We start from the raw sequence: 13,283 nt of genomic DNA on the forward strand, positions 1-13,283 counted from the left end.
GTTCAACACAGTCCTCCACCCGACGCTTCACCACCGCCCCCACAGCAGGTAGCAGTACACGGAACCCGCGGGGGCAGGGTCGCTCCCGCGGCTATCGGAAGGGTCGAGATGGACGGTGCCGAGCGCGACGCGCAGGGAACGGGTGGCTGACGCCATGACCGTCCCGACGCCGTCCGACCGCCACGTCCCCGTCATGCTCGACCGGGTCGTCGCCCTCCTGGCCCCGGCCCTCCAGCACCCTGGTGCCGTCCTCGTCGACGCCACGCTCGGGCTCGGTGGACACTCCGAGGCGTTCCTGGAGCGCTGCCCGGAGGCCCACCTGATCGGGCTCGACCGTGACCCCGCCGCGCTGCGGCTGGCCGGCGAGCGGCTCGCGCCGTACGCCGGACGCACCACCTTCGTGCACGCCGTGTACGACGAGCTGCCGCGCGTCCTCGACGAGCTCGACGTGCCCGCGATCGACGGCATCCTGTTCGACCTCGGCGTCTCCTCGATGCAGCTGGACGAGGCCGACCGTGGCTTCGCCTACGCGCAGGACGCGCCGCTGGACATGCGGATGGACTCGACCGCGCCGACCACGGCGGCCGACATCCTGAACACCTACAGCGCGGCCGACCTGGCCCGGATCCTGTTCCAGTACGGCGAGGAGAAGTTCTCCCGCAAGATCGCCGACCGGATCGTCCGGGCCCGGGAGGCCGAGCCGTTCACTAACAGCGCCCGGCTGTCCGAGCTGGTCCGCGACGCGATCCCGCAGGCGGCCCGCCGGACCGGGGGACACCCGGCCAAGCGGACCTTCCAGGCGCTGCGGATCGAGGTCAACGGCGAGCTCGAGGTGCTGCGGCGCGCGCTGCCGGCGGCGGTGGCGTCGCTGGCGCTGCACGGGCGGATCGTGGTGATGAGCTACCACTCGCTCGAGGACCGGATCACCAAGCAGACGCTGGCGGCGGGTGCGAAGTCCGACGTACCGGACGACCTGCCGGTGATCCCGGCCGGGCACGAACCGTTCCTGAAACTGCTCACCCGCGGGGCCGAACGGCCGACCGAGGACGAAGTGGCGGCCAACCCGCGGGCCGCCTCGGCCCGGGTCCGGGCCGCAACGAGAGTCCGCGAGAAAGGGCTGGTGGCTTGATGAGTACTGTCTTCAGCCCGTCCAAGGCACGGGTCACCCCGGCAGCTCCGGCGAAGAAGCAGGAGCCGAAGCTACGGATCGTGTACGGCGCGCCGTTCCGGCCGCCGCGGATGCCGTTCGTCATCTTCGTGGTGTCGCTGCTGGCGGCCGGCCTGGTCGGCCTGCTGCTGCTCAACACGGAGCTGCAGCGCGGCACGTTCCAGGTCACCGCGCTGAACCAGCAGGCCGACCAGTTGCGTGACCAGCAGGAGCAGTTGGAGCGGCAGGTCCGCACGCTGGAGTCGCCGCAGAACCTGGCCGACCGGTCGCTGCGGATGGGCATGGTGCCGAACCCGAACCCGGTGTTCCTGCGGCTGTCCGACGGGCGCGTGCTCGGCGTACCGGCCGAAGGCAAGGCGGGGACCGGGGCGGCGATGTTCGGCCCGGGGCTGCCGACCGCTCCGGTGACACCGAAGCCGCCGGTCGCCAGCACACCCATCAAGCCGACCACGCCCATCAAGCCGACCACGCCGGTGAAGCCGAGCACTCCGGTGAAGCCGAGTACGCCGGTGACGCCGCCGGCCGCCACCAAGCCGCCGGCGAGCACCGACACAGGGACCAACACACCGACCGGGGGATGATCGGATGACGGAACGACGGGGAGACGAGCCACCACGCAAACGCGGTGGTGAACCGGGCCGGGGCAACCCGCCCCGCAAGACTCCGTCGTCCCGTCGCTCCAGTACAGAGGGCGGTCGCCCCGCTGCACAGCGTCCCCGCCGCCCGGCGCCGGAAGAGCAGAGGGGCAGGCGTGAAGACCAGCCACGTCGAAGAGCAGAAGAACCACGCCGTACGAGAGACGGACAGGAGCTGCCGCGGCGTGCTGCCAAGAAGGCCGCCGCGGGCCGTCCTCGGAAGACCGCTGAAGGGCGACCCGCTCCTCGACGCGTAGGCCCCGACGGGCGGCCGCTCGCCAAGAAGTCGGCGGCGCCCCGGAAGCGTCCCGCGCAGAAGCGGCGGCCTCCGGCGCCGCGGAAGCCGCGGGTGAAGAAGCCGCCGCGGCTGCTGAAGCTCGGGCGTCCCGCGCTGCGGCTGCGGGTGACGTTCGGCGTGATGGCGCTGGTGCTGTCGCTGTTCGCCGGGCGGCTGATCGTTCTCCAGGGCGTCGACCCGGACCGGTACGCGCTGGCCGCGACCAAGGAGAACACCAAGCCGTTCGTCCTGCACGCCTCCCGTGGCTCGATCCTGGACCGCAACGGCGTCCCGCTGTCGGTGTCCGAGGACGCGGTCGCGATCACCGCCGACCCGACCCAGACGGGCAAGGTCGCGAGCCAGTTGGCCGGCGTACTGGCCTCGCGGCTGTCGGTCGACTACGCGACGCTGATGAAGAAGCTGACCGCCAAGGGCCGGTACGTCATCCTCGCGAACAAGGTCAGCCCGCAGACCTGGAACCAGATCACCGCCGAGCTCAAGGAACGCAATAAGGCGCTCAAGGAGCAGAACAAGGCGCTGCCCGAGGAGCAGAAGAAGCCGCTGCTGGCCGGCCTCTACACCGAGGCCGACCCGGTCCGCAGTCACCCCAACGGCACCATCGCGGCCAACGTGGTCGGCATCGTCGGTGCCGAGGGCAAGGGTCTGGCCGGGCTCGAGTACGGGCTGAACGACAAGCTGTCCGGCCAGGACGGCAAGGCGATGTACGAGGTCGATGCCCGGGGCAACAAGATCCCGAACGCCGACCACACCGTCGAGGAGCCGAAGCCCGGCGTGTCCGCGCAGCTCACCCTGGACGCCGACCTGCAGTGGTTCGCCGAGCGGCGGATCGAGCAGGCGGTCAAGCAGTACAAGGCCAGCTCCGGCTCGGTCGTCACGGTCGACGTCAAGACCGGCGAGATCCTGGTGATGGCCAACTACCCGAGCTTCGACCCGAACAAGCCAGTGAAGACCGCCGCGCTGAAGAACCGTGCGCTCGAGCAGGTCTACGAGCCGGGCAGCGTGCAGAAGGTGGTCACGATGGCGGCGCTGGCCGACGCCGGGCTGATCTCGCTGGACACCAAGCTGCAGGTGCCCGGCGTCTACACCGTGCAGCGCCGCTCGATCAAGGACGCCTTCGACCACGGCGTGCTGAACCTGACGATGGCCGGCGTGATCGCCAAGTCGTCGAACGTCGGCACGATCATGGCCGCCCAGCAGATGCCGGTCGGTGACTTCGTGCACTACCTGAAGAAGTTCGGCTTCGGCGAACCGACCGGGATCGGCTTCCCCGGCGAGAGCCGCGGCCTGATGCCGCCGGGCGACGAGTGGAGCGAGCTGACCCGGTCGAACGTCGCGTTCGGCCAGGGCCTGTCGGCCAACGCCGTGCAGATGGCGGCCGCGGTGAACGCGGTGGCCAACGGCGGGGTCTACATGCCGCCGAAGCTGATCAAGGACTGGGTCGGCGCCGACGGCAACGCGACGCCCAACCAGACCGCCGCGCCGCGCCGCGTGGTCAGCGAGTCGGCCGCCAAGCAGGTCACCACGATGATGGAGGCCGTCACCGGCAAGGGCGGGACGGCGCCGCTGGCCGCGATCGCCGGCTACCGCGTGGCGGGCAAGACCGGTACGGCGCAGGAGGTCGACTCGGCCTGCGGCTGCTACCGCAAGTGGGCCACCTCTTTCGCCGGATTCGCCCCGGCCGACAACCCGCGGTTCGTTACGTACGTCGTACTGCAGGACCCCACCAACGGGCGGGGCGGTGGTTTCCAGGGAGGTCCGGTGTTCCGAGACGTGATGAGCTACGCGCTGCAGAAGTACGCGGTCCCGCCGACCGGTGCGAAGCAGCCCGTCATCCCCATCACCTGGTGATCACCCAGGGTCAGGTAGGTGTCACACGCCCCGGAACGGTAGCCTCTGGGGCCGTGTCCACCCCTTCCGCCGCAGGCGGCGCCGTAGCCGCGATCAGGCCGCGGCACACCGTACCGGTCGCCCTTGCCGACCTGGCCAGAACCGCTGGGGCGGAGGTCCCGGCGGGTTCCGCCGAGGTCCCCGTCACCGGTGTCTCCCTCGACTCCCGCTCGATCCGGCCCGGTGACCTGTACGCCGCGCTGCCGGGCGCCGCGACGCACGGCGCGGCCTTCGTCGCCGGCGCTCAGGCGAGCGGCGCGGTCGCCGTACTGACTGATCCCGCGGGCGTCGAGCGGGCGCTGACCGCCGGTCTGCCGCTGCTGGTCGTGCCCGACCCGCGCGCTGTGCTCGGCGCCGTCGCCTCCACGGTGTACGGCGAACCGACCAGTGAGCTGCGGCTGCTCGGCATCACCGGGACCAACGGCAAGACCACCACCAGCTTCCTGCTCGACTCGGTCCTGCGCAGGCTCGGCCCGGCCGCTCTGGTCGGCACGATCGAGACGCGGATCGGCGACCAGGTCGTGAAGAGCGCGATGACCACGCCGGAGGCGACCGACCTGCAGGCGTTGTTCGCGGTGATGCGCGAGCAGGGCGTCGCGTGGTGCGCGATGGAGGTCTCCAGCCACGCGCTGGCCAAGGGGCGCGTCGACGGTGCCCGCTATGCGGTCGCCGGGTTCACGAACCTGAGCCAGGACCACCTCGACTTCCACAAGACGTTCGAGGAGTACTTCGCTGCGAAGGCGTCGCTGTTCACTCCCGAGCGCTGCGACCTGGCCGTGGTGAACATCGACGACGAGTACGGCCGCCGGCTGGCCGCGCAGACCGTCGTACCGCTGGTCACCGTGTCGACCACGCGGGACGCGGACTGGACGGTCGCGGGGACGCACCAGTCCGAGCACGGCTCGACGGTGATCGACATCCGGGGACCGGGCGAGGAGCTGACGATCGAGATCGTCCTGCCCGGCGACTTCAACGTGGCCAACGCGCTGCTCGCGGTCGCGATGCTGCGGCAGGTCGACGTACCGGCCGAGCAGATCGCCGAGGGCCTGCGCGACGCGCGGGTGCCGGGGCGGATGGAGACCTTCCTGCGCGACGGCCTGGCGGTGATCGTCGACTTCGCGCACACGCCCGACGCGGTCGAGCTGGCCCTGCGGGCCGCCCGCGGCGCGACCAAGGGCCGCCTGTACGCCGTGGTCGGCTGCGGCGGCGACCGCGATCCGTGGAAGCGCCCGGCGATGGGCGCCGCCGCGGCTCGCGCCGCGGACGCGGTGATCGTCACCGACGACAACCCGCGCAGCGAGGACCCGGCGCTGATCCGCGCCGCCGCGATCGAGGGCGCGCGCGACGCCGTACCGGGCGTGGACCTGCGCGAGGTCGGCGACCGGCGGGAAGCGATCCGGACCGCGATCGAGCTGGCCGGCCCGGGGGACACCGTGGTCGTGCTCGGCAAGGGCCACGAGACAGGACAGGACGTCGGCGGCGTGATCCACCCGTTCGACGACCGTCAGGCAGTGCGTGAGTTGTTGGAGGAGACCCGGTGATCCCTGTCAGTTGCGGTGACATCGCCACGGCCGTGGGCGGTGAGCTCGCCGGCGTCGATCCGGCGGCCGTCGTCGACGGCTCGGTGGCGAAGGACTCGCGCGAGGTGGTCCCGGGCGGTCTGTTCGTGGCGCTGCCCGGCGAACGTGTCGACGGCCACGACTTCGTGCCGGCCGTCACCGCGGCGGGCGTGACGGTCTCGCTGACGACCCGGCCGGTCGACGGCTGTCCCTGCGTCGTCGTACCGGACACGCAGGTCGCGCTCGGTGAGCTGGCCCGGTACGTCGTGGCGCAGCTGCCCGACCTGACGGTGATCGGCCTGACCGGCTCGCAGGGCAAGACGAGCACCAAGGACCTGATCGCGCAGCTGGTCGCGCCGTACGGGCCGACGGTCGCGCCGGTCGGCTCGTTCAACAACGAGATCGGCCACCCGCTGACCGCGCTGCAGGCCGACCGGACCACCCGGTTCCTGGTCGCCGAGATGGGCGCGCGGCACGTCGGCGACATCAACTACCTGTGCCGGATCACGCCGCCGACGGTCGGTCTGGTGCTGAACGTCGGGCACTCGCACATCGGCGAGTTCGGCAGCCAGGACGCGATCGCGCAGGCCAAGGGCGAGATGATCGACAACGTCGTGGCCGGTGGCACCGCGGTGCTGAACGCCGACGACCCGCGGGTCGCCGCGATGGCGTCGCGCACGGAGCAGACCGTACGGCGGTTCGGCGAGGCGCCGGACGCCGACGTCCGGGCGACCGGTGTGAAGCTCGACGAGAACGGCCGGCCGAGCTTCACGCTGCAGGCCGACGGACAGTCCTTCGACATCCAGCTGCAGCTGATCGGCGAGCACCAAGTGGCGAACGCGCTGGCCGCGACGGCCGCCGTACTGGCTGCGGGGCTGACGCCGGAGCAGGCCGCGGCCGGGCTGAACGAGGCCACCACGGTGTCGAAGTGGCGGATGGAGGTCACCGAGCGCGCCGACGGCGTGACGGTGATCAACGACGCGTACAACGCCAACCCCGACTCGATGCGGGCCGCGCTCAAGGCGCTGGTCGCGATCGGGCGGGCCCGCGGCGCCCGGACCTGGGCGGTGCTCGGGCCGATGGGTGAGCTGGGGGAGACCTCGACCGAGGAGCACGACGGCGTCGGGCGGCTCGCCGTACGGCTGGATGTGAACCGGCTGGTCGCGGTGGGCGAAGACGCCCGCCCGATCCATCTCGGGGCCTCGCTCGAGGGATCGTGGGGCAACGAGTCGGCGTACGTCGAGACCGCGGCCGAAGCGCTCGAGCTGCTGGGCAAGGAACTGCAACGGGGTGACGTGGTGCTCGTGAAGGCGTCCAGATACGTCGGGCTCGACCGGCTGGCGACGGCTCTCCTGCAGGAGGCCGCGCAGTGATCTCGATCCTGTTCGCGGGCGCGATCTCGATGGTCCTGACCCTGCTCGGTACCCGGCTGGCGATCAACCTGCTGTCCAAGCGCGGGTACGGCCAGGAGATCCGCGACGACGGCCCGACCTCGCACCACACCAAGCGTGGCACGCCGACGATGGGCGGCACGGTCTTCATCATCGCGACGATCGTCGGCTACTTCGCCGCGAAGCTGCTGACGATGAAGCCGCCGAGCGCCTCGGCGATCCTGGTGCTGTTCCTGTTCGCCGGGATGGGTGCGGTCGGCTTCCTGGACGACTTCATCAAGATCTTCCGCCAGCGCAGCCTCGGCCTGCGCAGCAAGGCGAAACTGGCCGGCCAGACGATGGTCGCGGTGGTCTTCGCCGTCCTCGCGCTGCAGTTCGCCGACGAGCGCGGGCAGACCCCGGCCTCGCCGTTCATCTCGTTCATCCGCGACATCCAGTGGCTGCACCTGCTGCCGGTCCTGGTGGTGATCTGGATCCTGCTGCTGATCGCGGGCATGTCGAACGGCGTGAACCTGGCCGACGGCCTGGACGGCCTGGCCACCGGCGCGTCGATGATGGTGTTCGGCGCCTACACGCTGATCTGCATCTGGCAGTCCAACCAGAGCTGCGCGACCGCACCGGGCGCCAAGTGTTACGAGGTGCGCGACCCGCTCGACCTCGCTGTGGTCGCGGCCGCGCTCACCGGCGCGCTGTTCGGCTTCCTGTGGTGGAACGCGTCGCCGGCCAAGATCTTCATGGGCGACACCGGTTCGCTGTCGCTGGGTGGCGCGGTGGCCGGCTTCGGTGTGATGACCCGGACCGAGCTGCTGGTGCTGCTGCTCGGCGGCCTGTTCGTCGTCATCACCGCGTCGGTGATCCTGCAGGTCAGCTGGTTCAAGATCACCAAGCGCACCGGCGGGGTGGGCAAGCGGCTGTTCCGGATGGCGCCGCTGCAGCACCACTTCGAGATGCTCGGCTGGGAACAGGTCAACGTGGTGATCCGCTTCTGGATCATCTCGGGTCTGTGCGTCGCCACGGGGCTCGGGCTGTTCTACGCGGAATGGGTTGCCGGATGAGTCTGACCACACGCGCCGACGACGGCTGGGCGACCACGCGCTTCGTCGTTCTGGGCTTCGGTACGGCGGGTTACGCGTGCGCCGACTCGCTGCTGCAGGCGGGCGCCGAGCACGTCGTCGTACTGGACGACCGCGACAACGAGCAGCTGCAGGAGAAGGCGCAGATCCTCGGCACGCTCGGCGCGGAGATCAAGCTCGGCCCGGGCAGTACGGCGGAGCTGCCCGCGGACGTCGAGATCGTCGTCACCTCGCCGGGCATCGCGCCGCACTCGCCGTTGCACACCGCGGCGGCCGAGCGCGGCGTACCGATCTGGAGCGAGATCGAGCTGGCCTGGCGGCTGCGCGACCCCGCCAACGCGGCGCCCTGGCTGTGCATCACCGGGACCAACGGCAAGACCACGACGGTGCAGATGCTGACCGCGATCCTGACCGCCGCCGGGCACCGCGCGGTCGCGGCCGGAAACGTCGGTCTGCCCCTGCTCGAAGCGGTCATGGATCCCGAGCCGTACGACGTGATCGCCGTCGAGCTCTCGAGTTATCAACTGCATTATTCTTCGTCTCTGTCCCCACACTCGGCTGCTGTGCTGAATGTGGCACCAGATCATCTTGACTGGCACGGCTCACTGGCTGCCTACGCGGCAGACAAGGGGCGGATCTACACCAACTGCCAGGTCGCCTGCGTCTACAACGTCGCCGACTCCGCGACCGAGAAGCTGGTCGAGGACGCCGACGTCGTCGAGGGCTGCCGCGCGATCGGTTTCACCCTCGGTACGCCGGGCCTGTCGATGGTCGGGCTCGTCGACGAGTACCTGGTCGACCGCGCGTTCGTCGAGCAGCGCGCCACCTCGGCGCTGGAGCTCGCGACGCTGGCCGACATCACCCCGGCGGCCCCGCACAACGTCGCCAACGCGCTGGCCGCGGCCGCGCTGGCGCGGTCGTTCGGCGTACCGGCGGCTGCCGTGCGCGACGGGCTGCGCGGGTTCCGGCCGGACGCGCACCGGATCGCGCACGTCGGAGAAGTTGCCGGAGTCAACTACGTGGACGACTCCAAGGCGACCAACCCGCACGCCGCGCAGGCGTCGCTGCTCGCGTACGAGCACGTGGTCTGGATCGCCGGCGGACAGGCCAAGGGCGCGACCTTCGACGAGCTCGTGGTCGCGGCGCGCGAGCGACTGCGCGGCGTCGTCCTGCTCGGTCAGGACAAGGCCGTGATCGCGGAAGCACTTGCCCGACACGCGCCTGAGGTCCCGGTGATCGTGGTCGGGTCAACGGACACTGGAGCCATGGAGACCGTGGTGGGGGAGGCGACCAAGCTGGCACAGGTGGGTGACACCGTGCTGCTGGCGCCGGGCTGCGCTTCTTGGGACATGTTCGCCAACTACGGAGCCCGCGGGGACGCTTTCACCGAAGCCGTGAACCGTCTGGGTTCCTGACGCCGGAGGTGATCGCGCATGACGTCGATCATTGACCGGCCGGAGCAGAAGTCGCCCGAGCGCGGTGGCGGTACCGGCTCCGGACTGATGGCCGCGATCCGGAACGTGCTGGACCGGCCGCTCACGTCGTACCACCTGGTGCTCGGGGCGACCGGCCTGCTGATGGTGCTCGGCCTGTTGATGGTGTTGTCGGCCTCGAGCGTGCTGTCGCTGCGCACGAACGGCAACAGCTACACGATCTTCTACCGCCAGCTGATCTGGGTCGGCGTCGGTCTGCCGATGGCGTACGTCGCGTCCCGGATGACACCGCGGCACTTCCGGATGCTCGCGTACGTCGCGCTGCTGGGCTCGACGTTCCTGCTGGTGCTGACCTACGTGCCCGGCCTGGGCAAGAACGTCAACGGCAACACGAACTGGCTGTCGTTCGGCGGCCCGCTGCAGATCCAGCCGAGCGAGTTCGCCAAGCTGGCGCTGGTGATGTGGTGCGGCGACCTGTACGCCCGCAAGCAGAAGCTGCTCACCCAGTGGAAGCACCTGCTGATCCCGATGGCGCCGGTCTGCGGCCTGGTGATCGCGCTGATCGTCGGCCAGCGTGACCTCGGGACCGCGCTGGTGCTGATGGCGATCATGATCGGCCTGATCTGGGTGGTCGGCGCGCCGACCCGGCTGTTCGTCGCGGCGATCGTGGTGGTCGGCGCGATCGCGGCGTACTTCGTCAAGACCGCCGAGCACCGGATGGCTCGGCTGACCAACTTCATGAACCCGTTCGCCGACCCGACCGACGTCGGCTGGCAGGCCTACCACGGTCTGTACGCGCTCTCCACCGGTGGCTGGTGGGGCGTCGGGATCGGCAACAGCCGGCAGAAGTGGGGCAACCTGCCCGAGGCGCACACCGACTTCATCTTCGCGGTGATCGGTGAGGAGCTCGGGCTGATCGGCTCACTGACCGTGCTCGCGCTGTTCCTCACCCTGGCCTACGCCGGGATCCGGATCGCGACCCGGTCCACCGAGCCGTTCATCCGCTACTGCGCGTCCGGCATCACGGTCTGGATCATGGCCCAGACACTGGTCAACCTGGGCGCGGTGATCGGCCTGCTCCCGATCGTGGGGATCCCGCTCCCGCTTTTGTCGTACGGTGGGTCCGCACTGCTGCCGACGCTGATCGCGGTCGGCATGCTGCTGTCCTTCGCGAAGGCCGAGCCCGGCGCGCAGGCCGCCCTGAAGGAGCACCGGCGGCCGTTGTTCGGGTGGATGTCGGCGCGGCGCACACCTGGCCCGAGCGGCCGTGAGAACACGCGGGAGCGTTGAAAGCTGTGCCGAGCATCGTTCTGGCCGGTGGGGGAACCGCCGGTCACACCTCACCCCTGATCGCGACCGCCGACGCCCTGCGCCGGATCGATCCGACCGTCGAGATCATCGCACTCGGAACCGAGCGGGGGCTCGAGACCCGGGTGGTGCCCGAGGCCGGGTACCGCCTCGAACTGATTCCGCCGGTGCCGCTGCCGCGCAAACCCACGCCGGCGCTGTTCGCCGTACCGGGCAAGATGCTGACCTCGGTCAGCGCCGCCCGCAAGGTCCTCGACGAGGCCAAGGCCGATGTCCTGGTCGGCTTCGGCGGCTACGTGTCGACCCCGGCGTACGTCGCCGCCTGGCGGCGCAAGACGCCGATCGTCGTGCACGAAGGCAACGCGGTCCCCGGCATCGCGAACAAGTTCGCCGCCCGCTACTGCACCGAGAACGTGATCACCTCGTTCCCCGGCACCGACATCCCGCACGGCCGGTACGTCGGCCTGCCGATCCGCCGCGCGATCTCGACCATGGACCGGGCCGCTCTGCGGGCCGAGGCGCTGGAGTTCTTCGGGCTGAACCCGTCGGCGCCGACGTTGTTCGTCACGGGTGGTTCGCAGGGCGCGCAGCAGCTGAACAACGCGTTCGCCGGCGCGGCCGCCGACCTGCAGGCCGCCGGGATCCAGGTCCTGCACGCGATCGGGCCGAAGAACACCCTCGAGGTCGAGCAGACCGGCCCCCTGCCGTACCGCGTCCTGTCGTACGTCGACCGGATGGACCTGGCCTACGCCGCCGCCGACCTGGTGGTCTGCCGCTCGGGCTCGAACACGGTGACCGAGGTGTCCGGCGTCGGACTGCCGGCGATCTACGTTCCGTTGCCGCACGGTAACGGTGAGCAGCGGCTGAACGCCAAGCCCGTGGTCGATGTGGGCGGCGGACTGCTGGTCGAGAACGCGGCCGTCACGCCGGAGTGGGTTCGCGCGACCGTGCCGCAACTTCTGCACGACCGGGCGCGTCTGACAGCCATGTCCACAGCAGCCCAAGGCGTGATCCGGACCGACGCCGACGACCGGTTGGCGCAGATCGTGCTCGATGTGGTGAGGTCTGCTTCGTGATCGTCACCGCTCCTGACACTCTCCTGCCCGCCGAGAAGCTGGGCCGGGTGCACTTCGTCGGCATCGGCGGCGCCGGCATGTCCGGCATCGCCCGGATCATGGCGTCGCGCGGCATCGAGGTCTCCGGGTCCGACGCCAAGGACGGCAAGGTGCTCGCCGCGCTGCGCGCGCTCGGCGCGACCTGCTGGGTCGGCCACGCCGCCGAGCACGTCGCCGCCGTCGACACCGTCGTGGTCTCCACCGCGATCCGCGAGACCAACCCCGAGGTCGTCGCGGCCCGGGCGGCCGGGATCCCGATCCTGCCGCGCGCCGCCGCGCTCGCGTCGGTGATGGTCGGCCGGCGGACGATCGCGGTCGCCGGGACGCACGGCAAGACCACGACCACGTCGATGCTGACCGTCGCGCTGCAGCACTGCGCGGCCGATCCGTCGTACGCGATCGGCGGGAACCTGAACGAGTCGGGCTCGAACGCGCACGACGGCACCGGCGACCTGTTCGTCGCCGAGGCCGACGAGTCGGACAAGTCGTTCCTGACCTACAGCCCCGAGGTGTCGATCGTCACGTCGGTCGAGCCCGACCACCTGGACAACTACGGCGACGAGGCCAGCTACTTCAAGGCGTTCGAGGACTTCTGCGGCCGGGTGCGGCCGGGCGGGTTCATGGTCGTCTGCTTCGACGACGCGGGTGCTCGCCGGCTGGTCTCGTTCGCGCGGGAGCGTGGCATCGACGTCCGGACGTACGGCGAGGCCGAGGACGCCGACCTGCGCGTCACCGAGATCACCGCGACCGGTGCCGTCCAGTCGTTCGCGCCGATCTTCCGCGGGCGCAAGCTCCCGGTCGTGAACCTGCAGCAGGCCGGCAAGCACAACGCGCTGAACGCGGCCGCCGCGCTGACCGTCGGGCTCGGTCTGGGGTTCTCCGCGGCCGACCTGGCCGAGGGACTGGCGTCGTTCACCGGGACCGGACGGCGGTTCGAGTTCAAGGGCGCCGAGGACGGCGTACGGGTCTTCGACTCCTACGCGCACCACCCGACCGAGCTGACCGTCGACCTGATCGCGGCCCGGCAGGTGGCGGGGGAGGGGCGCGTGATCGCGTGCTTCCAGCCGCACCTGTTCAGCCGGACACGGATCTTCGCCGCCGAGTTCTCCGAGGCGCTCGCGCTGGCCGACGAGGTCGTCGTGATGGACATCTTCGCGGCCCGGGAGGACCCGGAGCCCGGCGTCACCGGTGCCCTGATCGCCAACCACGTGCCGCTGAAGCCGGAGCAGGTGCGGTTCGAGCCGTCCTGGTCCGCCGTACCGCGGGTGGTCGCCGATCTCGCGTTGCCAGGCGACCTCGTGGTCACGCTCGGCGCGGGTGACGTGACGCTGATCGGGCCCGAGGTGGTCGGGCTGCTGGCCGAACGGGCGGCGCACAACGCCGCGCTGATCGAGTGATTCCGGAGACTGGCACAGC

General features: G+C 70.6%; 9 protein-coding genes and 1 pseudogene. All 10 read left to right on the plus strand.

Annotated features, from left to right (window positions below; all coding sequences use genetic code 11):
- Positions 1 to 154 precede the first annotated feature (154 nt).
- Positions 155 to 1,129: a 16S rRNA (cytosine(1402)-N(4))-methyltransferase RsmH gene (gene rsmH / locus HDA39_RS05105; RefSeq protein ID WP_184794078.1), complete on the plus strand. Its 975-nt coding sequence runs from the start codon at positions 155 to 157 to the stop codon at positions 1,127 to 1,129.
- Positions 1,129 to 1,749, plus strand: coding sequence for a cell division protein FtsL (gene ftsL, locus HDA39_RS05110; protein WP_184794079.1), 621 nt, complete (start codon positions 1,129 to 1,131; stop codon positions 1,747 to 1,749). Before rsmH ends, ftsL begins: the two co-directional genes overlap by 1 nt.
- A gap of 403 nt (positions 1,750 to 2,152) precedes the next feature.
- The gene (locus tag HDA39_RS05115) at positions 2,153 to 3,949 is read left to right on the plus strand and encodes a peptidoglycan D,D-transpeptidase FtsI family protein (protein ID WP_337925635.1); all 1,797 of its coding nucleotides are present in this window, start codon (positions 2,153 to 2,155) and stop codon (positions 3,947 to 3,949) included.
- A gap of 53 nt (positions 3,950 to 4,002) precedes the next feature.
- Positions 4,003 to 5,529 carry a UDP-N-acetylmuramoyl-L-alanyl-D-glutamate--2,6-diaminopimelate ligase gene (locus tag HDA39_RS05120; RefSeq protein ID WP_460658508.1) on the plus strand — a complete coding sequence of 509 codons (1,527 nt, stop codon included), beginning with the start codon at positions 4,003 to 4,005 and terminating at the stop codon, positions 5,527 to 5,529.
- Positions 5,526 to 6,920: a UDP-N-acetylmuramoyl-tripeptide--D-alanyl-D-alanine ligase gene (locus HDA39_RS05125; protein WP_184794080.1), complete on the plus strand. Its 1,395-nt coding sequence runs from the start codon at positions 5,526 to 5,528 to the stop codon at positions 6,918 to 6,920. Before HDA39_RS05120 ends, HDA39_RS05125 begins: the two co-directional genes overlap by 4 nt.
- Positions 6,917 to 7,993, plus strand: a complete 1,077-nt coding sequence (gene mraY / locus HDA39_RS05130; RefSeq protein ID WP_184794081.1) for a phospho-N-acetylmuramoyl-pentapeptide-transferase — start codon at positions 6,917 to 6,919, stop codon at positions 7,991 to 7,993. The genes HDA39_RS05125 and mraY overlap by 4 nt, the downstream gene beginning before the upstream one ends.
- Positions 7,990 to 9,448 (plus strand): annotated as a pseudogene (gene murD / locus HDA39_RS05135) (UDP-N-acetylmuramoyl-L-alanine--D-glutamate ligase). The gene mraY and the pseudogene murD overlap by 4 nt, the downstream one beginning before the upstream one ends.
- Positions 9,445 to 10,734, plus strand: a complete 1,290-nt coding sequence (ftsW, locus tag HDA39_RS05140) for a putative lipid II flippase FtsW (protein WP_184794083.1) — start codon at positions 9,445 to 9,447, stop codon at positions 10,732 to 10,734. The pseudogene murD and the gene ftsW overlap by 4 nt, the downstream one beginning before the upstream one ends.
- Positions 10,735 to 10,739: 5 nt before the next feature.
- On the plus strand, positions 10,740 to 11,828 hold the full coding sequence (gene murG / locus HDA39_RS05145) for an undecaprenyldiphospho-muramoylpentapeptide beta-N-acetylglucosaminyltransferase (protein WP_184794084.1): 1,089 nt from the start codon (positions 10,740 to 10,742) through the stop codon (positions 11,826 to 11,828).
- The gene (gene murC, locus HDA39_RS05150; protein WP_184794085.1) at positions 11,825 to 13,264 is read left to right on the plus strand and encodes a UDP-N-acetylmuramate--L-alanine ligase; all 1,440 of its coding nucleotides are present in this window, start codon (positions 11,825 to 11,827) and stop codon (positions 13,262 to 13,264) included. Before murG ends, murC begins: the two co-directional genes overlap by 4 nt.
- Positions 13,265 to 13,283 lie beyond the last annotated feature (19 nt).

It is taken from the genome of Kribbella italica, from assembly GCF_014205135.1.
Lineage (GTDB): Bacteria > Actinomycetota > Actinomycetes > Propionibacteriales > Kribbellaceae > Kribbella > Kribbella italica.

Bases quoted from the DNA above. Each gene is read 5' to 3' on its own strand.
- rsmH (WP_184794078.1), top strand. From the start codon at position 155: ATGACCGTCCCGACGCCGTCCGACCGCCACGTCCCCGTCATGCTCGAC.
- ftsL (WP_184794079.1), top strand. From the start codon at position 1,129: ATGAGTACTGTCTTCAGCCCGTCCAAGGCACGGGTCACCCCGGCAGCT.
- ftsW (WP_184794083.1), top strand. From the start codon at position 9,445: ATGACGTCGATCATTGACCGGCCGGAGCAGAAGTCGCCCGAGCGCGGT.